21 protein-coding genes are annotated in these 19870 nt (G+C 76.8%); 9 read left to right on the top strand and 12 right to left on the bottom strand.

What is annotated here, in order from left to right; translation table 11 throughout:
- Positions 1-153: 153 nt before the first annotated feature.
- The 9 genes from LQU92_RS00400 to LQU92_RS00360 form a co-directional block, all read right to left on the bottom strand.
- The gene (locus LQU92_RS00400) at positions 154-978 is read right to left on the bottom strand and encodes an SOS response-associated peptidase (protein WP_230659667.1); all 825 of its coding nucleotides are present in this window, start codon (positions 976-978) and stop codon (positions 154-156) included.
- 33 nt (positions 979-1011) lie between these two features.
- Entirely contained in the window at positions 1012-1734 is a 723-nt protein-coding gene (locus tag LQU92_RS00395; protein WP_230659664.1) for a lipoate--protein ligase family protein, read from the bottom strand.
- A gap of 13 nt (positions 1735-1747) precedes the next feature.
- Positions 1748-2326 carry a nucleosidase gene (locus LQU92_RS00390; protein WP_101852202.1) on the bottom strand — a complete coding sequence of 193 codons (579 nt, stop codon included), beginning with the start codon at positions 2324-2326 and terminating at the stop codon, positions 1748-1750.
- Positions 2327-2377: 51 nt separating this feature from the next.
- Complete coding sequence (locus tag LQU92_RS00385) at positions 2378-3367, bottom strand: MsnO8 family LLM class oxidoreductase (RefSeq protein WP_230659661.1); 990 nt, start codon at positions 3365-3367, stop codon at positions 2378-2380.
- Between the two features lie 221 nt (positions 3368-3588).
- Positions 3589-4443, bottom strand: a complete 855-nt coding sequence (locus tag LQU92_RS00380) for a Rieske (2Fe-2S) protein (protein ID WP_230659659.1) — start codon at positions 4441-4443, stop codon at positions 3589-3591.
- 404 nt (positions 4444-4847) lie between these two features.
- Positions 4848-5312 (bottom strand): Fe-S cluster assembly sulfur transfer protein SufU, encoded by a 465-nt coding sequence (gene sufU, locus LQU92_RS00375; protein WP_230659657.1) that lies wholly within the window; start codon positions 5310-5312, stop codon positions 4848-4850.
- A gap of 54 nt (positions 5313-5366) precedes the next feature.
- Entirely contained in the window at positions 5367-6665 is a 1299-nt protein-coding gene (locus LQU92_RS00370; RefSeq protein WP_230659654.1) for an aminotransferase class V-fold PLP-dependent enzyme, read from the bottom strand.
- 179 nt (positions 6666-6844) lie between these two features.
- Positions 6845-7804 carry an NAD(P)/FAD-dependent oxidoreductase gene (locus LQU92_RS00365; RefSeq protein WP_112255720.1) on the bottom strand — a complete coding sequence of 320 codons (960 nt, stop codon included), beginning with the start codon at positions 7802-7804 and terminating at the stop codon, positions 6845-6847.
- Positions 7805-7814: 10 nt separating this feature from the next.
- Positions 7815-8018, bottom strand: coding sequence for a hypothetical protein (locus tag LQU92_RS00360; protein ID WP_058858967.1), 204 nt, complete (start codon positions 8016-8018; stop codon positions 7815-7817).
- Positions 8019-8362: 344 nt separating this feature from the next.
- Here LQU92_RS00360 and LQU92_RS00355 point away from each other — a divergent pair, with 344 nt between their 5' ends.
- From LQU92_RS00355 to LQU92_RS00345, 3 genes are all read left to right on the top strand, one after another.
- Positions 8363-9361, top strand: a complete 999-nt coding sequence (locus LQU92_RS00355; protein ID WP_230659651.1) for an FAD:protein FMN transferase — start codon at positions 8363-8365, stop codon at positions 9359-9361.
- A 598-nt stretch (positions 9362-9959) separates the two neighbouring features.
- Complete coding sequence (locus LQU92_RS00350) at positions 9960-10598, top strand: malonic semialdehyde reductase (RefSeq protein WP_058858969.1); 639 nt, start codon at positions 9960-9962, stop codon at positions 10596-10598.
- A 117-nt stretch (positions 10599-10715) separates the two neighbouring features.
- A complete protein-coding gene (locus LQU92_RS00345) occupies positions 10716-10934 on the top strand; it encodes a hypothetical protein (protein ID WP_058858970.1) in 219 nt (72 codons plus the stop codon).
- A gap of 358 nt (positions 10935-11292) precedes the next feature.
- On the opposite strand, the gene LQU92_RS00340 is transcribed toward LQU92_RS00345, so the two are convergent.
- Positions 11293-12756: a YdiU family protein gene (locus LQU92_RS00340; RefSeq protein WP_230659648.1), complete on the bottom strand. Its 1464-nt coding sequence runs from the start codon at positions 12754-12756 to the stop codon at positions 11293-11295.
- Positions 12757-12766: 10 nt separating this feature from the next.
- Entirely contained in the window at positions 12767-13375 is a 609-nt protein-coding gene (locus LQU92_RS00335; protein ID WP_101852195.1) for a bifunctional 2-polyprenyl-6-hydroxyphenol methylase/3-demethylubiquinol 3-O-methyltransferase UbiG, read from the bottom strand.
- Between the two features lie 189 nt (positions 13376-13564).
- Here LQU92_RS00335 and LQU92_RS00330 point away from each other — a divergent pair, with 189 nt between their 5' ends.
- The 6 genes from LQU92_RS00330 (at position 13565) to LQU92_RS00305 (ending at position 18584) form a co-directional block, all read left to right on the top strand.
- Positions 13565-14044 carry a DUF2975 domain-containing protein gene (locus LQU92_RS00330; RefSeq protein ID WP_101852194.1) on the top strand — a complete coding sequence of 160 codons (480 nt, stop codon included), beginning with the start codon at positions 13565-13567 and terminating at the stop codon, positions 14042-14044.
- The gene (locus LQU92_RS00325) at positions 14044-14250 is read left to right on the top strand and encodes a helix-turn-helix transcriptional regulator (protein ID WP_058858974.1); all 207 of its coding nucleotides are present in this window, start codon (positions 14044-14046) and stop codon (positions 14248-14250) included. The genes LQU92_RS00330 and LQU92_RS00325 overlap by 1 nt, the downstream gene beginning before the upstream one ends.
- Before the next feature lie 432 nt (positions 14251-14682).
- Positions 14683-14880, top strand: a complete 198-nt coding sequence (locus LQU92_RS00320; protein WP_101852193.1) for a hypothetical protein — start codon at positions 14683-14685, stop codon at positions 14878-14880.
- A 461-nt stretch (positions 14881-15341) separates the two neighbouring features.
- Positions 15342-17162, top strand: coding sequence for an HNH endonuclease signature motif containing protein (locus LQU92_RS00315; RefSeq protein ID WP_230659644.1), 1821 nt, complete (start codon positions 15342-15344; stop codon positions 17160-17162).
- Positions 17163-17485: 323 nt separating this feature from the next.
- Positions 17486-17839: an MmcQ/YjbR family DNA-binding protein gene (locus tag LQU92_RS00310; protein WP_101852192.1), complete on the top strand. Its 354-nt coding sequence runs from the start codon at positions 17486-17488 to the stop codon at positions 17837-17839.
- 124 nt (positions 17840-17963) lie between these two features.
- Positions 17964-18584, top strand: a complete 621-nt coding sequence (locus tag LQU92_RS00305; RefSeq protein ID WP_230659641.1) for a dihydrofolate reductase family protein — start codon at positions 17964-17966, stop codon at positions 18582-18584.
- Positions 18585-18806: 222 nt separating this feature from the next.
- On the opposite strand, the gene nrdF is transcribed toward LQU92_RS00305, so the two are convergent.
- Positions 18807-19805 (bottom strand): class 1b ribonucleoside-diphosphate reductase subunit beta, encoded by a 999-nt coding sequence (nrdF, locus tag LQU92_RS00300; RefSeq protein ID WP_180814670.1) that lies wholly within the window; start codon positions 19803-19805, stop codon positions 18807-18809.
- Positions 19806-19870 lie beyond the last annotated feature (65 nt).

The following is a 19870-nucleotide window of genomic DNA, read 5'->3' as shown; positions in this document are numbered from 1 at the left end:
CCGCTCGGGGCGGGACGGCGGGGCCGCCCGGCGGGGTCCCGGGCGGAGGCACCGTGCGGGGCCGGGGTCCGCGGCGGGCCGGGTCCCCGGTGCCGGCCGGGAGCCCAGGTGCCGGAGCGGGACGCCGGTGGTCCCCGGCGCCCGGCTCCGGGCTCAGAACAGCTCCTGCTGCGGGACCACGAGCTCCGGGGAGTTGTTGCGCACGTTGCCCACGGCGGGGTCCACGGGGTCGAGCACCCAGCGCGCGGCGACCCGGGAGGCCTCGGCGCGGACGAGGTCCACCAGCTGCGGGGCCTCCTCCTCCCCCGGGCGCAGCCAGTCGTCCAGGTGCTCCGGCGCCAGGGGGATCGGCATGCGGTCGTGGAGCTCGTGCAGCTGCGTCAGCACGGGGTGCTCCGCGGAGGGCTCGGGGGCGTCGGTGGTGAGCACCGAGCAGGACAGCAGCCAGGACCCGGTGCCGCCGCGGCCGGGCTGCAGGGCCCCGGAGTCCGGCTCCGCACCCTCGGGCACCCGCCACCACTCGTAGATCCCGGCGAACCAGATGGTCTCCTCCGGGTCGGCGGGATGGACGTAGTAGGGCTGCTTGCGCCCGCCGCGGCCCGGGCCGGGGGCCTTCTTCCACTCGTAGTAGCCGTTGGCCGGCACGGCGCACCGCCGGGCCCGCACGGCCTTGCGGAACGAGGGCTTCTCGAGGACCGTCTCGGAGCGGGCGTTGAACATCTTCGCCCCGACCGCCGGGTCCTTGGCCCACCCCGGGACCAGGCCCCACCGGGCCACGTGCAGCTCCCGGACCCGTCCGGCGTCGTCGCCCTCCCCCGCCAGGCGCTCGAGGACGATCGGCACGTCGGTGGTGGGCGCGGTGTTCCAGTTGGCCCGCAGGGCCGTCTCGTCGCCCCCGCCGAGGCTCTCGTCGGGCACGGCGCCGGTGGCGGCCACGAGGTCCCCCACCGCCCGCGCGATCACGTAGCGTCCGCACATAGCTGCCTCCTCGCCGGCCCCGCGGGGCCCCGGTCAGTCCGGTTCCGTGAGCGGGCCGTAGCCCAGGTGGTTCGCGTACATCCCGTAGACCTTGCGGATCCCCCGCTCGACGTCGGCGACGGTCGTGCCGGGGCGCAGGTCGTCGACGGCCCCGGCGGTGGCCGGGTCCCAGTCCAGGTCCAGCGCGGCGTAGACGTCGGTGAGCACGGAGCGGATCGGCTCGGACTGCTCGACCACGACGACCGTGGAGAAGTACCAGGCGCCCGCGACCACCCGCTGGGCGGTGCCCGCGAGCTTGACCCGCCGTCCGGCGGCCGGGGTGCCGGACGGGTGGGTGCCGTGGACGCTGTGCTCGCCGGCGCAGTACTCCCCGGGGATCTCCCCGACGTCGGCCTCGACCTCGAGCTCCTCCAGCGCCGCCACGACCATGTCGCCGAAGAGCCGGTAGCGGTCCTGGATCCCGGAGGTGGGGTCCTCCGCGGGCTCGAGGTGGTCCACGACCAGGCACCCGCCGTGGTAGGCGGCCGCCCGTCCGCCGACGCGGCGGACCAGGGGCTCGAAGCCGCTCTCCCGGGCGGCGCGGGCGGCGGCGGCGAAGCCGGGGCGCAGCTCGTCGCGGCGCCCGAAGGCGACTGTGGGCACGGGCTGGTAGAGCCGCAGCACGGGTCCGGTGCGGTGGACCTCGGCGAGGAGGGTCATGGCGCTCTCGTAGTCCTGCTGGGCGCCCAGGGACTCGCGCTGGCGGAGAAGTCTCATGCTGGTGCCCATCCTAGTGCGGGCCGCCGGCCGGCAGGCCGCTGGCGGCGAACCACGCGGCCAGCTCCCGGGCGCTGGTCTCGACCTTCTCGGCCCACGCCAGCGCGGCCTCGTCCGCGGCGTCGGAGACGTGCTTGACCATCCGCAGCCGCACGCCCAGGTGCCGGCAGGCCACCGCGACCGCCCAGCCCTCCATGTCCACGAGGTCGGCGCGGGCGGCGAGCGCGTCCCGCACCGGGCCGCCCGCCACGAACGAGTCGCCGGTGGCCAGCACGGGCCCCTCCCCGCCGAGCTCGAGGACGTTGTCCACCGGGATCCCGGCGGCGCGCAGCAGCTGCTCGTCGACGTCGCGGTTGATGATCCGGGAGGGCTCGTGGACACCGCTCAGCCCGTCGCGCAGGGCTCCGGCGCTGCCGATGTTCAGCACGGTCAGCCCGTCGCGGCCGGCGGGGTCGGGGCAGCGGGTGAGGACGGCCTCGGTGGTGCGCACGGCGGCGGCGGACATCCCGACCCCGGTGAGCACGAGGTCGAGGCCCGGCGGGAGGTACCGGGTCTCGAGGGGGTGGGCGGCGAGCACGAGCAGTCGTTCCATCGCGCCCACTCTAGCCCGGCGCCGGCGCCGGCCCGGACGGGTCCGCGGGGCTCAGGCGGGGGCGCCGGCGAGCTCGGCGAGCAGCCGGTCCGAGCGCTCCTGCGCCTCGGGGTCGGCGGCCCCGCCCGTGACCATGAGCTCGTCGGCGCCGGTGTCCTCGAGCAGCCGGGCCAGGCGGCGGCCGACCTCGGCGGGGGTTCCGGTCACCGCCGTCGCCAGGTGCTCCTCGACGAGGTCGCGCTCGCGGGCGGGCAGCCGCGCGAGCTCCGCCTCGGCGACGGGGGCGAGCGGCGGGAACTCCCCGCGGGTGCGGGAGTGGGCCACGGCCCGGGCCTGGGGCAGGGCGAGCGCCCGGGCGGCGCCGGCGGTGGGGGCGACGGCGACGTCGGCGGCGAGGACGACGTGCGGGCGCTCCCACCAGCGCGAGGGCCGGAACCCCGCGCGGTAGCGCTCGAGGGCGGCGGCGGCCCCGCGCTCCCCGCGGCGGGTCGTCGCCGGGCCCCCGAGGACGACGGCGAGGCCCGCCCGCGCCGCGATCTCCACGCCCGCGCCCGTGGCCAGCACGAACACGGGGGTCCGGGCGCGGTCGCGGGGCCGGGCGGTCACGGGGGCCTCGCCGGCGAGCAGCGCCAGCAGCCGGTCGAGGTCCGCCTCGAAGCGCTCGGCGGCGCCGGGGCCGGTGCCCAGCGCCTCGCGCACGGCGCGGGTGAAGCCCAGGGAGCGGCCCAGGCCCAGGTCGATCCGCCCGGGGTGCAGGGCCTGGAGGGTCGCGGTCTGCTCGGCGACGACCAGCGGCCGGTGGTTGGGGAGCATGATCCCGCCGGAGCCGACGCGGATGCGCCCGGTGCGGGCGGCGACCGCGGCCATCAGCACGGCCGGGGCGGCGCCGGCGATGCCGGGCACGCCGTGGTGCTCGGCGACCCAGAACCGCCGGTGGCCCAGCGCCTCGGCCCGCCGGGCCCGCTCCAGGACCCGGTGCAGGGCTTCGGTCTCGGTGCCGCCGGCGAGCAGGTGCGCGCGGTCGAGGACGGACAGGGGCACGCGCGGCGCCACGGGCGGGGACGGGGTCACGGCAGCAGGGGGCACGGTGCGCACAACCGGGTCCGCGCCCGGGTTGTTCCGTCCCCGGGGCCGGAGGAGCCCGGGACCGGCGGGCGGTCCCGCGGCACGGCCGGTGCGGTGCCGCCGTCGGGCCCGGCGCGCCCCGGGGCGGCCGAGCCCGGCCGGGCGCGGTCCGCGCGGTGTTCCCCGGGGGGGCGTGCTCAGCGCGGGCGGGCCCGCACCTGGACGCGGTCCTGCTCGACGCGGGTCTCGTAGGCGGGCTGCGGGCTGGTGGCGGGCCCGTGGACCACCGACCCGTCGACGAGCCGGAAGACGCTGCCGTGCCAGGGGCAGCGCACGCAGCCGCCGGCGACCTCGCCCTCGTCCAGGGGCCCGCCCATGTGGCTGCAGACGCTGTCGAGGGCGTGGATGCGCTCCCCCTCCCGCACGAGCACGAGGCTGACCCGCCCGGCCACGACCCGGCGCGGCTCGCCCTCGGGCAGCTCGCCGGCGGCGGCGACGTCGGTCCACCGGGCGGGCCCGCGGCGCCAGGCGGTGCGGTTGACGCCGACGCCCTCGACGTAGCTGAGGTGCCCGCCGAGGTAGCCGCCGGCCGTCAGCGCGCCCAGTCCGGCCAGGCCCAGGGCCTTGCCGGCCGTGCGCCGGCCGCGGAGGCGGGCGAGCAGCGACGCGGTGTAGAGCCCCAGGGCGGCGCTGTTGGCGGCGGCGTGGACGAGCCCGACCCGGCGCGGCGCGCCGCGGGTGTCGGACCAGTCGTGCAGGCCGGTCGCCGCGGTGGGCACCGCGGCGACGACGCCGGTGGCCACGAGCACGTCGGCGGCCGGGGCGGCGGCCCGCCCGCCGACGAGGTCGAGCAGCCCGGCCATGGTCCACGCCCCGATGGGGACGTCGGTGAGCAGCGGGTGCAGGGGGTGGCCGAGCACCGCCCCGCTGAGGAGGTCGCGGACCGGGCCGGGCCGGACGGCCCGGGCCACGGCGGTGGCCAGCGGGTCGGCCGCCCGGTCCAGGGCGCTCCAGCGCTCGATGCGCCGGGCGAGGTCGTCGAACACGCTCATGGCCGCCTCCTCGGTGCCGGGGCGGTCAGTGTCCCACCGGGTCCGGCACCGGACAAGGACGGCGCCGGACGTGACGGACCACGACGGCGGGACGGGACGGTCACCGGGCGGCGCGGGGCGCACCCGGCACCGCCGGACGGGGACCGGCGCCCGGGCGCGCGGCGGCAGGTCCAGTGGAACGCTGCTTCGGCGCTGGGCTCGTGGCCGGCGCCCGGGCGCGCGGCGGCAGGTCACGACGGCAGGACGGGACGGTCACCCGGCGGCGCGGGGCACGCCCGGCGGCCCCGGACCGTGCCCGGGGACGCAGCCCGCGACACGGGGCCACGACGTCCCCGCAGGGGAGGGCCCGTCCCGGCGGACCGGGTCCGGCGCTGCCGCCCGGACGGCCGGGCGCGGCGCGGGGCTCAGGCCGCGCGGGCGAGGGCCTCCTCGGCGGCGACCCAGCCGAGCATCGCGCACTTGACCCGGGCCACGAAGCGGGAGACCCCGGCGAAGGCCGCGGCGTCGCCCAGGACCTCCTCGTCGGGCTCGGCGGTGCCGCGGGAGCGCAGCAGCACCCGGAACTGCTCGATCAGCTCGAGCAGCTCCCGGCGGGTGAGCCCGGGGGCGGCCTCGGCCAGCACCGAGGCGGCCGCCATGGAGATCGAGCACCCCTGCCCGGCCCAGGTGACCCGCTCCACGACCGGCTCCGCGCCGGGCCCGGCGGGGGTCAGCTCCACGCGCACGGTGATCTCGTCGCCGCACGTCGGGTTGTACTGGTGGGACTCCCCCGCACCGTGCCCGGGGTCCGGGTCGGCCAGCCCCTCCCCGGAGCGCCGCTTGGCGTGGTCGAGGATGACCTCCTGGTACAGCCCGTCCAGCGCGCTCATCGTCGTCTCCTCGATCGGTCCGGCCCGGGGCCCACGGTGTCGGTGCGCACCCGGTCAGCCTGCCACGCCGAAGTAGGAGCGGACCCCGGCGAGCTCGGCCAGGAACCGGTCGACGTCCTCGGCGGTGGTGTACAGGTAGGTGCTGGCCCGGGTGGTCGCGGTCAGCCCCAGGGCCCGGTGCAGCGGCTGGGCGCAGTGGTGGCCCACCCGCACGGCGACCCCGGCGGCGTCGAGGACCTGCCCGACGTCGTGGGCGTGCACCCCGGCCACGTCCACGGCGGCCAGTCCCACGCGGTCCGCGCCCGGGGGCGGGCCGATCAGCCGCACCCCCTCCAGCTCGGCGATGCCCTCGGCCAGCCGCTGGCCCAGGGCGTGCTCGTGGGCGGCGACCCGCTCCATGCCCACGGCCTGGAGGTAGCGCACCGCCTCGGCGAGCGCGACGGTCTGGGCGATCCGCTGGGTGCCGGCCTCGAACCGGGTGGGGGCCGGCAGGTACTCGGCCTCCTCCATCGTGACCCTCGTGATCATCGATCCGCCGGTGAGGAACGGCGGCATCGCGTCCAGCAGCTCGGTCCGGCCCCACAGGGCGCCGATGCCGGTGGGCCCGAGCATCTTGTGCCCGGAGAACACGGCGAGGTCCACGCCCAGGCCCGGCAGGTCCACGGGCAGGTGGGGCACGGACTGGCAGGCGTCCAGGACGGTCAGCGCCCCGGCCTCCCGGGCGAGCTCGACGAGGGCGGGGACGTCGGTGAGCGCGCCGGTGACGTTGGAGACGTGCGTGAACGCGACCACCTTCGTCCGCTCCCCGATCACCCGTGCGGCGGCCTCGTGGTCCAGCTGCCCGGTCCCGTCGACGGGGATCCACCGCAGGCTCGCCCCGGTGCGGGCGGCGAGCTCCTGCCACGGGATCAGGTTGGCGTGGTGCTCGGCCTCGGTCGTGACGATCTCGTCGCCGGGCCGGAGCCGGAAGCGCTCGGCGGCCTGCCCGCCGCGGCCGGCGGTGGCGTTCGAGAAGGCGTAGGCAATCAGGTTCAGCCCCTCGGTGGCGTTGGAGGTCCACACGAGCTCGCGCTCGCCGGCGCCCACGAAGCCGGCGACGACGCGGCGGGCCTCCTCGTAGGCGTCGGTGGCCTCGACCGCCAGGGTGTGCGCGCCGCGGTGCACGGCGGCGTTGCGGTGCAGGTAGAACTCCCGCTCGGCGTCCAGCACGGCCAGCGGCTTCTGCGCGGTTGCGCCCGAGTCGAGGTAGACCAGGGGGGCGCCCATCACCTCGGTGCCCGTGAGCAGCGGGAAGTCCTCGCGCAGGGCACGCACCTCGGTGTCGGTCAGGGGCGGGACGGTCGTCGAGGGCACGGCGGGGTCCTTTCGGGGGTGGGCACGATTCTAGGCGGGACGCCCCGGCGGGCGTCTCCCGGCGTCACATCCGCACCGGGAACCGGGGGCAGGAACGGCGCCGGGGCAGGAGCGCGCACCGTGACGGCCCGGCGGCGGCCCCTGCCCGGGCGGCTGATGCCCGGTGGCGGCCCCTGGGCTCAGCCGGGGGCGAAGCGGCGGGTGGGCGGCCCCGGCGCGGGGGCGCCGCCGAGGGCGGGCCGGCCCCGCAGGGAGGTCGCGCACGCGACCCCGGCGGCGGCGCCCTCCCCGACGGCGATCGGCACCAGCTGCAGCCCGGGTGTGACGTCCCCGGCGGCGTAGACGCCGTCCACGCTGGTGAGCTGGAAGCCGTCGACGGTGATCAGGCCCTCGTGGTCGAGCGCGCAGCCCAGCTGCCGGGCCAGGTCGCCGGCCGGGAGGTGGGCGTAGGAGAAGAACACCTTCGCGGCGGGCACGGTGCGCCCGTCGGCCAGCCGCACCCCGCGCAGGTCCCCGGGCTCGCCGGTCAGCGCCACGGCCGTCCCCTCGAGCACCTCCACGCCGTGGTCGGCCAGGGCGGCCCGCTGCCCGTCGTCGATCCCCGGCTCCGCCGGGTCGAGGACCAGGCGCACCGGCGCGGCCCAGTCGAGCAGCTCCGCCGCGTAGCCGGGCAGCTGGGCGCCGGACCCGAGGACCACGACGGCGCGGTCCTGCGCGGTCGGGCCGTCGCAGGCCGGGCAGTGGTGGACGTCCGTGCCGTAGTGCGCGGCCAGGCCGTCGAGGTCGGGCAGGCGGTCGCGCACACCGGTGGTGAGCACGACGCGCTCGGCGGCGACCTCCCGGCCGTCGACCTCGGCCCGGAACGCCCCGTCCTCGTCGCGGCGCAGGGCCGTCACGCACCCGTGGTGCAGGCGCACGTGCGGGTACTGGGCGAGCCCTGCGCGGGCGTCGGCCAGCAGCTGCCGCGGGGTGGTCGGGTCCCGTCCCAGCAGGCCGTGGGCCCGGTCGGCGGCGAGGTTGCGCTGCTCGCCGGCGTCGACCACGAGCGTGGGGCGGCGGTAGCGGCCCAGCCACGTCGCGGCGGACAGCCCCGCGGGGCCGCCGCCGACGACGAGGGCGCAGACCGTCCCGGGCAGCACGCCGGGGGCCTCAGTGCCCGTCGGCGGGCTCCTGGACCGTGGCGGCGCCCTCGTCGCCGAGGGTCTGCTCCGTCATGTCGAGGCTCACGATCCCGACGCCGACCATCGCGGCCAGCGACAGGAGGAAGCCGAGCACGATCGCGATCAGCGGTCCGGAGGACCCCCGGTCGGAACGGCCGTTGATGGTGCGGGTGGGTGCGTGCTGCTCGCTCATGCCCGTCATTGTGCCAAACGGCAGGCCCGGGTGCGCACAGGGCACGCACGGCGGGCGCGGGGCACCCCCGCCGGCCTGCGGCATCCCGGGGCGGGCGCGGGTCGCGTCCCGGCCCGGGCGGACCGGATCCCCGGCGGCCGGACGGCCCGCCGGGCGGAGCCGCGGAGCACGCGCGAGCGCCGGGGACCTCCGCTCCGACCTCCCGCCGCGGCCGCTGGAGGCCCGCGGTGCCGTCCGGGGCCCTGCGCCGCGCCGGGAAGAGGGCCGTGACGGCCCGGGACGCCCGGTCTGCCCGATCATGGTGGCGGACCTCACCCTCGAGACCCCCCGCACGAGGAGCCATCATGAACCCGCCCGTCCCACCGCGCGCCCCGCTGCACCCGCCGGCCCCCGAGGAGAACCGGGAGGCCGCCCGGCCCGCGTCCCCGGACGCGCAGGCGCAGGCGCCGGAGCCGGGGACCCCGGGCCCGGCGTCACCGTCCGCGGCGTCCGGGGAGGCCGCCGCCCGGCCGGACACCGGTCCGGGGACCGCCGGCGCCGGGGAGATCCTGGCCGCCGTGGCGCAGGCCGTGGCCCCCGACCGCATCGACTCGCAGCTCTCGCTGCTCAACCGGTGCGCCGAGCACGACGACGTCGACCTGGTGGTCGGCCCCGTCCTCGGCGCGGTCGTGGACGTGGCGCTGCGGGCGGCGCTGCTCACCAGCGGGCTCGTGGACCCCACCACCGGCGGGGCGGCCTGGCGTGGCCTGGACGGGCTGCCGGCGGCACCCGCCCCGGGTCTCGGGGAGCTGTCCTACGACCCCGCCACCCGGCGGCTGCGCATGGCCCGCGGCACGGTCCTCGACCTGGGTCCTGCCGCCCGGGCCTGGGCGGCGGAGCAGGTCGTGGCGGCGGCGGAGCACGACAGGCCGGGGACGGCCGTGCTGCACCGCGCCGGCGACGCGCTGGCGGTGGCCGGCCCGGACGACGACGCCGCCGTGCTGCTGGAGCGGGAGCTGCGCGCGGAGACCGGCCTCGGTGCCGCCGCCTGGGCGCGGCTGCTCGCCGGCGGTCGCCGGGGCGTGGCCGTGGTCGAGGGCCCGGAGCACGCGGTGGTCAACCCCGTGACGGGCGCCGCCGCGCGCAGCCCCTGGCGGCAGGTGGTCGTGGTCGCCGACCGCGCCGTGGAGGCCCAGGCCTACGCGCGGGCGGCCCACCTGCTGGGCTCCGAGGCACCGCCGTGGGTGGCGGCCTGCGGGGCCGCGGGCCGGTTCGCGCCGTCGCCGGCGGGGTCCCACGCCGCGCCGTCGTCGAGCTCTCCGGAGGCGGCGGGGCCCCCCGCACGGCCGGGCACGCGCCGGTAGCGCAGCGCCTGCACCGCCCAGGTGGCGGCGTAGAGCGTCCACGCGAGCATCACCAGCGCCATGACGGTGCTGAAGCGGTCCCCGGGACGCCACTCGTGCAGCGCGCCGAGGGTCATCAGCAGACCGAGCGCGCCCAGGACGGCGCACGCCGGCCGGTCGGCGGCATCGGGCACGGCAGTCCCCCTCGTTCGTCGTCCGGTGGTCCGCGGGGACCTGCTGTCCACGGGGAGCACGGGCTCCCTGAGGAACCGTGGTCCCCGGCAGCCGTGGCCCCCTGAGAACTCGCCGCCCCCTCGGAACTCCCGGTCCCCTGGGAGCCCGGTGCCCCTGGGAGCCCGGTGGCCCCTGGGAGCGCCCTGTTCCCCCGGCATCGTGGCACGCGGGTCCCACCCCTGTCTGACCCCACTTCGGGGGTCAGCGGCTCTGCGGGCGCGGCGCCGGGGCCGGGTGCTCCCGCGCAGCGCCGCCCCCGTGCCTGCTCCCCGCCGCCCGGGCACCCTCGCCGTGACGGACCTCACGTCCCCGGGGGAAATCCTCTGCGCCCCCCATGTTGTTGAATCGTCAACAGCATGTTCCCGTTCCGCCCCAGGAGGACCCCATGACCGTGGACACCGCCGAGACCCGCACCGGCCTGCTGGTCGAGGACCGGCTCGCCATCGACGCCGGCGCCGCCGACCGCCTCTTCCTCGAGGCCCGCACCGCGAGCGCCTTCTCCGACGAGCCCGTGACCGACGAGGACCTGCGGGCCGTCTACGAGCTCACCCGGCTCGGGCCGACCATGATGAACAACCAGCCGCTGCGCATCACCTGGGTCCGCTCCCCCGAGGCCCGCGAGGAGCTGGTCGGGCTGATGGCCGCCGGCAACCAGGAGAAGACCCGCACCGCCCCGGCCGTGGCGGTCCTCTCCTACGACACCGAGTGGCACGAGCACTTCGCCACCTTCTTCCCCCACGCCCCGGAGCGGCGGGCCATGTTCGAGTCCGACGCGCAGGCCCGTGCCGGGATCGGCCGGGACAACGCGTGGATGCAGGCCGGCTACTTCGTGCTGGCCGCGCGCGCCGTGGGCCTGGCCGCGGGCCCGATGGGCGGCTTCGACGCCGCGGGTGTCGACGCGCGCTTCAACGCCGGGACCTCCCGCCGGGCCTTCCTCGTCGTGGCCGTGGGCCGGCCCGCCGAGGATCCCCGGCACCCGCGCCTGCCGCGCCTGGGCGCCGAGGTCGCCACCGAGACCGTCTGACCGGGGCCGTCCGGCTCCGCGCGGCCCGTGCGGAGCCGTTCACCGGCCGGTCACCCTCCGGCAACGCCGCCCGGCGAGGATGGTGCGGACACCCCGCACGACCGAGGAGGAGCTGCGATGACCGAGGTGAGCACGGCCGGTGCCGGGACGACGGCGGTGGACTGGGAGGACCTGGAGCCCGGGACGGAGATCGAGGTCTCCCGCGCGGGCGAGGTGGTCCACCGCGGCGTCGTCGAGGAGGCCGCCGCGACCCTGCGCGTGGCGTGGATCCGCGACAGCGCGACCGGGGAGCGGCGGCTGATCGGCGGGGAGATCCTGACGCTGCACCGCCGGTGAGCCCGGACCCGCCGGGCGGGATCACCCCGGGGGCCAGCTCCCGCCGGGACGCTCCGGCGTCCCGCGAGCGCGTGCCGTGGGCACTTCCGGGACGAACGGCGCGGGCCGTGGCGTGCGCGCAGGACGTGCCGGTCCCGTGGGCACGGCGTGCCCACGCCCGCCGGGACGCCGCGGAGGTCCGCCGTGCGCGGGCGCACCGGGACGACGACGGGCCACCGGTGCACGCCGCCGCGCCGTGAGCACCCGCCCGCCCGCGGCGGACGTCGCACGGACGGCGCACGCCGCGAGCGGACGCCGTGCGCGCGGCACTCCGGCCGGGCGGGGGCCGTCCCGGACGCGCCGCGGAGCCCGGCTCGGCTCAGGTGCCGCAGAAGGTTTGGTAGCTCGCCCCGAAGTCGCCCGGCGCCGGCTCCGCGTACCGCTCCAGGCCCGGGCGCGTTTCGAACGGCCGGGTCACCGCCTCGAGCAGCCGCCCCAGCGGGTCGAGGTCACCGGCGACCGCGGCCGGGAGCGCCTCCTCGACGAGGTGGTTGCGCGGGACGTAGACGGGATTGACCCGGTCCATCAGCTCCGCGTCGGGGCCGAGGGAGCGCCAGCGCTCGGCCCACGCGTCGAAGCGGGCCAGGTCCAGCACGAGGTCCCGGGCGGGTCGGGCGTCGCCGCGGGCGGCCGCGCCGAGGCCGCGGAAGAAGGACGTGTGGTCGACGTGGTTGTCCCGCAGCAGCGCCGAGAGCTCCTCGAGCAGCGGCGCCACGTCGTCGTCGTCGGCCCCGGGCACCCCGAGCTTCGCGCGCATCCCGTCGGTCCACGCCGCCCCGTACCGGGCGGGGTAGGTGCCGAGGACCTCCTCGGCGAGCGCGACGGCACGGTCCTGGTCCTCGTCGAACAGCGGCAGCATCGCCTCCGCGAGGCGGGCGAGGTTCCACTGGAGCACGATGGGCTGGTTGCCGTAGGCGTAGCGGCCGCCGAGGTCGATGGAGCTGTAGACGGTGGCCGGGTCGTGGGCGTCCATGAACGCGCACGGGCCGTAGTCGATGGTCTCCCCCGAGATCGTCGTGTTGTCGGTGTTCATCACCCCGTGGATGAAGCCCACGTGCATCCACTGCGCGACGAGGGAGGCCTGGGCGGCGACGACGGCGTCGAACAGCGCCAGGTGCGGGTGCTCGGCCGCTGCCGCCCCGGGGTGGTGGCGGGCGATGGCGTGGTCGGCCAGGCGGCGCAGCAGTCCCGTGTCGCCCCGGGACCGGGCGTACTGGAAGGTGCCCACGCGCAGGTGCCCGGCCGCGACGCGGGCAAGCACCGCCCCCGGCTGGACCGTCTCGCGGCGCACGGGCCGGCCCGTGGCCACCACGGCCAGCGACCGGGTCGTGGGGATGCCCAGGGCGTGCATGGCCTCGCTCACGACGTGCTCGCGCAGCATCGGGCCGACCGCCGCGAGGCCGTCGCCGCCGCGGGCGAAGGGCGTGCGCCCCGAGCCCTTGAGGTGGAGGTCCCGCACCCGGCCGGCGGCGTCGTGCAGCTCCCCGAGCAGCAGGGCGCGGCCGTCGCCGAGGCGCGGGGACCAGGCGCCGAACTGGTGCCCGGCGTAGGCCTGGGCCACGGGGGCGGCGCCCTCCGGCAGCAGGTTGCCGACCAGCAGGCGCACGCCCTCCGGGGTGCGCAGCCAGGCGGGGTCGAGGCCCAGCTCCGCGGCCAGCGGCTCGTTGAGCACGAGCAGCCGCGGGTCGGGGACCTCCTCGGCCTGCCAGGAGAGGGCCAGCTCCGGGAGGTCCCGGGCGAAGCGGGAGTCGAAGGTCAGGGTGGACGGAACGGTGGCGTTCACACCGTCCACGCTACCGGTCGGCGCGCAGCACGGCCACGAGGAAGTCGCTGTCCGGACGGAAGGGCCGCAGGTCCCAGGTGGACAGCAGCAGGTCGGGGACGAGACCGGCGTGCTCGGCGTCCGCGAGGAACTCCGGGAAGGGGTAGCCGCGCCCGGCGCCGAAGCCGACGGCGGCCCGCCCCCCGGCCGCCAGGTGACCGCGCAGGCGGCGCAGCACCTCGGTGCGGGTGCTCGGGGCGAGGAAAGCCATGACGTTGCCGGCGCACACGATCGCGTCGAAGGGCTCCGGGTGCCCGCGGGCGGGCAGGTCCAGCTCGGCGAGGTCGCCCACGAGCCAGTGCGGGCCCGGGTGGTCCTCCTGCGCGGCGGCGATCAGGGCGGGGTCCACGTCCACCCCGACGACGTCGTGGCCGCGGCGGTGGAGGTGCCCGCCCAGCCGGCCCGGGCCGCACCCGGCGTCGAGGATCCGCGAGCCGGGCGGCACGAGGGCCTCGACGAGGCGGGCCTCCCCCACGACGTCCTCGCCGGCCGCGGTCAGCGCCCGGAACCGCTCCACGTACCACGCGGAGTGCCCCGGGTCCGCCTCCACCTGCTGCATCCACCTGCTCTTCTCGACCACCGGACCAGCCTACCGCCGGGGGCGGAGGGGCCCGCAGGCGCAGACCGGCGCACGGGGGCCGGAGCGCCGGCGACGCCCCGCGGCAACCGGCGGGCCCGGCGTGCAGTCGGCAGGCTCCCGCGGCACGGCGAACACCGCCACCGCAGAATGTCTATTGACTTCCGATAGGTATCGACCGACACTCGATGCATGATCACCGAGCGCTGGGCCGTCGCGGCCCTCAGAGTCTTCCTCGTGCTGCTGTTCGGCATCCTCCTCGTCTTCCAGTTCCTGTCGATGCCCGGACAGTTCGCCCACATGGCCCAGGAGTCCCCGGGCTCGGCGCACCTGCGGTGGCCGCTGACGGCACTGTTCGGGTTCTGGATCCTGTGCGTGCAGGTCGTCGTCGTCGCCACCTGGAGGCTGCTCACCCTGGTCCGCGAGGACCGGATCTTCAGCGACGCCGCGCTGGTGTGGGTGGACGCGATCGTGTGGGCCGTCGGGGCGGCGTGGGCCGTGCTGCTGGGCGTGTCCGCGCTCGTGGGCCTCGGCGCCGACGACCCGGGCCCCGTTCTGGTGGTCGTGCTGGCCACGACCGGGGTCACGGTCCTGGGACTGCTCATGGTGGTGATGCGCGCCCTGCTGCGGCGGGCCACCGAGCTGCGCACCGACATGGAGGCGGTGATCTGATGCCGATCGTCGTGCGCCTGGACGTCCAGCTGGCCCGGCGGAAGATGAGCGTGGGCGAGTTCGCCGAGGCCGTCGGCATCAGCCCCGCGAACGTGGCCGTGCTGAAGAACGGGCGGGCCAAGGCGGTGCGCTTCTCCACCCTGGAGGCGATGTGCCGGGTGCTGCAGTGCCAGCCCGGGGACCTCCTCGAATACGTCGAGGAGTGAGCCGTGCAGCGGTCGGCCGGTCAGATGCCCGCGCCGGGGACCGCGTCCGCGCCGCCCCTGCCGTCCGTCCCCGGAACCGGCCTCGGGGCACGGCCCGCCCGGCGCACCGGGGACGGCGGCCTGTTCCCGCCGAAAGCGTGCGCGGGCCCGGGACCTCCGGAGGTCCCCGCCGCACGGCCGGAGGCCCCGGTCCCCGGGCCCGGACAGTCCGTCCCGGGACCTGCCCCCGCTCGCTCCGACCGCCGCCGGGACGGGACCACCGGCCCGTCCCCGCCCCCCTCTCCGGGGCCACCGCCCGGTGCCCGCCCGCACACCGCGCCGGCACGTGCCGGTCCGGTCGGCACCGACGTCCGCACCCGCTCCGTCGCGCGGGGACGGAGCGGCCCTTCGTGCCGCGCCCCGACGACGCACCCGTCCCCGGAAGGCACTCCCGTGACCTGGTTCCTCGCTCTCCTGGCCCTCCTCGCCGGCATCGCCGGTCTCGCCCTCGGGGAGGCCGACGACTCGCCGGGGCTCCAGCTCATCGGCGCCGTCCTGGTGCTGACGGCGGTCGTGACCGCGGTGCGGCACGTCCGGCACCGTCGCTCCCGCGGCACCGCACCGCACAGCCGCCGGCGGCGCGGGACCTGAGCGTTCACGGACCCGCTCCTGCGCGCCCCGGCGCCGTGTCGACGCACCCGCGGACCCGTCGTGGGGGTCACCGGCCCCTCGAAGGCGCGTCAGGCACGGCGTGCGCGTGCGCAGGACGTCGTTCCCGACGATCCCTGGCTGTGCTCCTGGGCGGTCCGGGCGCCACACCCGGACACCGCGGGCACCTCCTCGCGCTCGCTCGGCACGACGTCCGAACAGTCGCCGGCGCTGCCCCCGTCACTGTCCCCCGAGAGTCCCCCGGCACCTCCTCGCGCATGCCCGGCACCCCGTTCGAGCCTCCGCGGCACCTCGTCCGGGCATCGCAGGCGCCGCGCCGCGTCCGGGTGCGACGTCCCTCCCTCCGGGCTGGTCCGCCGCCGAGCACGTGGGGGCGCCACAGCGGCGGGCGCGGCGCACACGCCACTGCTTACGGCGTCGGAGGCGCCGCGGACAATGACCTCATGACGGAATCGGTCCGGCTCCGCGCACCCGACCCGGAACTCCGGCCGGGGTTCCGGGCGGGCGCCCCCGGCCCGGCGCACGTGGAGGACTTCCCGCGCCCGGAGGACGGGGCCGGGGACCACCGGCAGGAGATCCGGACCGCCGCGGCCCAGCTCGTCGAGGCGCGGGCGTCCGAGTCGCGGGCCGTGGCGGCGCAGGTGCGCTCGATCCACCGGCTGTGGTCGGCGGCGCAGGCGGTCCGGACAGCGGCCCGGTTCGCCGCCCTGGCCGAGGCGGAGACGTCAACCGGATCGGCGCGCCCCGATCCCCTCGGTCCCCTGGCCGAGGCGGAGCACGAGCTCGTGCTGGACGTGGCCGCCGAGGTCGGCGCGGCGCTGCAGCTGCCCCCGGGAACGGCCCGCCGGCGCGTCGAGGACGCCGTCCTCCTCGCCGAGATGCTGCCCGAGGTCCTCACCGCCCTGGAGGAGGGCCGGATCGGCCCGCCCCAGGCCGCCGTGCTGGTCGAGCAGTGGCGCGAGCTCGTCGTGGAGGCGCCCACGTGGACGGCCCGCGAGCGCGTCCCGCCGCCCGTCGACGCCGTCCTCCGGCTGGTGTCGGAGCTCCTGGAGCGGGCCCCGCGGGCCACGGCGGCCCAGCTGCGCGCCGCGGCCCGCTCCCGCCGGGCCGTCCTCGTCGCCGACGCCGAGGAGCGCAGCCGGCGCGCCGCGCGGAAGAACCGGTCGGTGTGGGTCGAGCCCGCCCCCGACGGCACCGCGTACCTGCACGCGCTGCTGGACGCCCACGTCGCGCTCGCGGCGCACGACCGGCTGGAGGAGCTCGCCTCCCGCCTCGGGGAGCGCGTGCCGGCGCCCGGTCGTCCCGGACCGGGCCGCCTGGCCCGCCCGGAGCTCCCCGAGGACGCCGAGCCGCGCTCGGCGGGTGAACTGCGCGCCGACGTGCTCGCCGATCTCCTCCTGGACGGCGTCCTCCCGGAGGAGCCGGACTTCCCTCGCGGTGTCAGGGCCCGGGTGAGCGTCCTGGTGCCGGTGTCGGTGCTCGCCGACGCGGCTGCCGGGGCGTCCGCCGCCGCGGGCTCGGGGACCGGCGCGCCGGTGCTCTCGGGCTACGGACCCATCGGGGCCGGGGTCGCCCGCCGGCTGGCGGCCGGGGCCGGCGCGTGGCACCGGATCCTGACCCACCCCGGCACCGGCGTGGTCCTCGATCACGACCGCACCGTCTACGCCGTGCCCCGCGACCTGCGGCGGCTCGTGGAGCTGCGCGACGGGACGTGCCGCTTCCCCGGCTGCCGCCGCCGCGCGGAGCGCTGCGACCTCGACCACACCGTCGCCTGGCAGGACGGCGGAACGACCGCCGAGCACAACCTCGCGGTGCTCTGCCGGCACCACCACCGCCTCAAGCACCGCGACGGCCCGCTCGGGCGGTGGTCCGTGCGGAGGGTCGCCGTCCCTCCCGGGCCGCGGCCGCACCGCGGTCCGCCCGGTGCGGGCCCGGAGCCGGGCGCCACCGCTGTGCTCGAGTGGGTCTCCCCTGCCGGGCTGGTGCACCGGACCGAACCCGAGCACGCCGTGTGCCACCGGAGCTCGGGCCACCCCGCGATCCCCGAGGGCGCAGGGGACACCGGTCAGGCGGCGGAGTCCTGGGCCGCGCAGGCCACCGCAGGCTCCCCCCGTGGTCCCGGAGACGTTGCGCCTGCTGCCGCCCCGGGCGACCGCCTCCCACGCCACGCTGCGGCAGCCGCTCCGCCGCCCGCCGAGCAGAACGCCACCTGTCCGCCCACAGGTCCTCCGGGCCACTCCCCCGACGACCCGCCACCGTTCTGAGAGCCCGGACGCTGCCCGCGTGCGGATCGGCGGTGCACGTGCCGTTCGCCCGCTGCCGGTCGAGAACCGGTAGAAGCGGCGGGCCGGCAGGGCAGGCAGGGCAGGCAAGGCAGGCCGGGCAGGCCGGGCAGGACAGGCAAGGCAAGGCCGGGCAGGCAGGGCAAGGCCGGCAGGGCAGGCAAGGCAAGGCCGGGCCGGGCAGGACAGGCAAGGCCGGGCAGCCCCACGGGCACGGACGGGGAACCCTGCCCGGAGCAGTGCGTGCGGGTGCAGGCAGGATCATGGACGGAACGGACGGCGGGCGCCGCGGAAGGAGCAGCACCATGGACGGAACGACCCTCCAGGAGGCGGCCGCCCTGACGGCGGCCGCGATGCCGGGGGTGTCCCTCACGCACCCCTTCGGCCCGGAGCACGACGTGTACAAGGTCGCAGGCAGGATCTTCCTCATGACCACCGAGGCGACCGGTGAACCGCTCGCGACGATGAAGTGCGAGCCCGAGCACGCCCTGGCACTGCGTCAGGAGTTCCCGTCGATCCGGGCCGGATACCACATGAACAAGCGGCACTGGATCTCGGTCGCGGCCGGTGCGGGCATCACGCAGGAGCTGGTCGACGAACTGGTGCGCAACGCCTATGAGCTCGTCGTCGAGGCGCTGCCCCGGGACCGGCGGCCGTGACCGGCCGAACGGAACCCGAGGTCATGCGGCCGCCGGTTGTTGACCGGGGCACGCCGCGGGGTCAGGGTGATGGCCCAGGCATCCCGCACAGCACGCACCGTGCACGGCACACCGGAGGACCACCATGGGCATCGTCCAGGTCGATCTCTTCCTCACGCTCGACGGCGTCTACCAGGCACCGGGCGGGCCCGACGAGGACCGCACCGGCGGTTTCGAGCACGGCGGCTGGCAGGGGGCGTACTTCGACGACGCGTCCGGCGAGTCGATCAGCGCGGAGATCGAGCGCCTGGACGCGCTGCTGCTCGGCCGCAGGACCTATGACATCTTCGCCGGCTACTGGCCCGGCCACGGCGACGACGACCCGATCGCCGCGAGGTTCAACGCGGTCCCGAAGTTCGTCGCCTCCCGCTCGCTCACCGCGGCGTCGTGGGAGGGGACCACGGTGCTGTCGGACGTCGCAGCCGAGGTGCGGGAGCTGAAGGAGCGCTTCGCGCGGATCCACGTCATCGGCAGCGGCGACCTCGTGGTGAGCCTGCTGCGGGAGGACCTCGTCGACCGGCTCAATCTCCTGCTCTACCCGCTGGTGCTGGGGTCGGGCAAGCGCTTCCTCGGTCACGGCGCCGTCCCCGCGGCGTTCTCCCTGGCGGGGCCGCCCCGGGCGTTCCCCAAGGGCGCGGTCTCGCTCGTCTACGAGCGCGCCGGCGTGCCCGTCACGGGCATCGACGTGTCGCAGCCCGCGCCGTGAGCCGGTGCCACGGGCGCGCAACGCCGCCTGTCGGGACCGGGACCACGGCGAAGCCCCTGGAGAAGGAGCTCCAGGGGCTTCGCCGTGGTCGTGCTGCTCCGGCCGGGATCCCGGCGGACCGGTTCCGCGCCAGCCGGACTCCTGTGCGGTGCTCCGTCCCCGCCGGGGACGGAGCACCGGTCGCCGGCGCCCGGCTCCACCGGCGGGTTCAGGACGCCGGGCTCAGAAGTCCCAGTCCTCGTCCTCCGTGTTCACGGCCTTGCCGATCACGTAGGAGGAGCCCGAGCCGGAGAAGAAGTCGTGGTTCTCGTCGGCGTTCGGGGACAGCGCCGAGAGGATGGCCGGCGAGACGTCGGTCATCTCCTTCGGGAACAGCGCCTCGAAGCCCAGGTTGTTCAGGGCCTTGTTGGCGTTGTAGTGCAGGAACTTCTTGACGTCCTCGGTCCACCCGACGCCGTCGTAGAGCGACTCCGTGTAGCGGACCTCGTTCTCGTAGAGCTCCTCGAGCAGCTCGTACGTGTAGAACTTCAGCTCCTCCTGGCGCTGCGGGGTCTCCAGGGCCAGGGCGCGCTGGAACTTGTAGCCGATGTAGTACCCGTGCACGGCCTCGTCGCGGATGATGAGGCGGATCAGGTCTGCCGTGTTCGTCAGCTTCGCCCGCGAGGACCAGTACATCGGCAGGTAGAAGCCGGAGTAGAAGAGGAAGGACTCGAGCAGCGTCGAGGCCACCTTCTTCTTCAGCGGATCGTCGCCCTTGTAGTACTTGACGATGATCTCGGCCTTCTTCTGCAGGTACGGGTTCTCCCGCGACCACCGGAAGACCTCGTCGATCTCCTTCATCGAGCACAGTGTCGAGAAGATCGAGGAGTAGGACTTCGCGTGCACCGACTCCATGAAGGCGATGTTCGTGAGCACCGCCTCCTCGTGCAGGGTCGTCGCGTCCGGGATGAGCGAGACGGCCCCGACGGTCGCCTGGATGGTGTCGAGCAGCGTCAGGCCCGTGAAGACCCGCATCGTCAGCTGCTTCTCCTCCTCCGTCAGCGTCTTCCAGGACGGGACGTCGTTGGAGATCGGCACCTTCTCGGGCAGCCAGAAGTTGGCGGTGAGCCGGTCCCAGACCTCGTCGTCCTTGGGGTCCTCGATCCGGTTCCAGTTGATGGCCTGCGCCTGGTGGTGGAGCAGGTCGACCTTCTCGAAGGTCTCGCTCTTCTCCATCGTCATGTCGGTCTCTTCCTCGCTGGGGTGGGGACCCGGGTGCGCCCTGCGGGCGCACCCGGGGAGTTCGT

The sequence above is a fragment of the Kocuria sp. LUK genome (assembly GCF_021012935.1).
Lineage (GTDB): Bacteria > Actinomycetota > Actinomycetes > Actinomycetales > Micrococcaceae > Kocuria > Kocuria flava.
The sequence above is the reverse complement of the archived record's forward strand: the minus strand, read 5'-3'. Positions and strand labels throughout refer to the sequence as shown.

Bases quoted from the DNA above. Each gene is read 5' to 3' on its own strand.
- LQU92_RS00350 (WP_058858969.1), top strand. From the start codon at position 9,960: ATGACCGTGGACACCGCCGAGACCCGCACCGGCCTGCTGGTCGAGGAC.
- LQU92_RS00305 (WP_230659641.1), top strand. From the start codon at position 17,964: ATGGGCATCGTCCAGGTCGATCTCTTCCTCACGCTCGACGGCGTCTAC.
- LQU92_RS00310 (WP_101852192.1), top strand. From the start codon at position 17,486: ATGGACGGAACGACCCTCCAGGAGGCGGCCGCCCTGACGGCGGCCGCG.
- LQU92_RS00355 (WP_230659651.1), top strand. From the start codon at position 8,363: ATGAACCCGCCCGTCCCACCGCGCGCCCCGCTGCACCCGCCGGCCCCC.
- sufU (WP_230659657.1), bottom strand. From the start codon at position 5,312: ATGAGCGCGCTGGACGGGCTGTACCAGGAGGTCATCCTCGACCACGCC.
- LQU92_RS00360 (WP_058858967.1), bottom strand. From the start codon at position 8,018: ATGAGCGAGCAGCACGCACCCACCCGCACCATCAACGGCCGTTCCGAC.
- LQU92_RS00345 (WP_058858970.1), top strand. From the start codon at position 10,716: ATGACCGAGGTGAGCACGGCCGGTGCCGGGACGACGGCGGTGGACTGG.
- nrdF (WP_180814670.1), bottom strand. From the start codon at position 19,805: ATGACGATGGAGAAGAGCGAGACCTTCGAGAAGGTCGACCTGCTCCAC.
- LQU92_RS00400 (WP_230659667.1), bottom strand. From the start codon at position 978: ATGTGCGGACGCTACGTGATCGCGCGGGCGGTGGGGGACCTCGTGGCC.
- LQU92_RS00380 (WP_230659659.1), bottom strand. From the start codon at position 4,443: ATGAGCGTGTTCGACGACCTCGCCCGGCGCATCGAGCGCTGGAGCGCC.
- LQU92_RS00330 (WP_101852194.1), top strand. From the start codon at position 13,565: ATGATCACCGAGCGCTGGGCCGTCGCGGCCCTCAGAGTCTTCCTCGTG.
- LQU92_RS00315 (WP_230659644.1), top strand. From the start codon at position 15,342: ATGACGGAATCGGTCCGGCTCCGCGCACCCGACCCGGAACTCCGGCCG.
- LQU92_RS00395 (WP_230659664.1), bottom strand. From the start codon at position 1,734: ATGAGACTTCTCCGCCAGCGCGAGTCCCTGGGCGCCCAGCAGGACTAC.
- LQU92_RS00325 (WP_058858974.1), top strand. From the start codon at position 14,044: ATGCCGATCGTCGTGCGCCTGGACGTCCAGCTGGCCCGGCGGAAGATG.
- LQU92_RS00390 (WP_101852202.1), bottom strand. From the start codon at position 2,326: ATGGAACGACTGCTCGTGCTCGCCGCCCACCCCCTCGAGACCCGGTAC.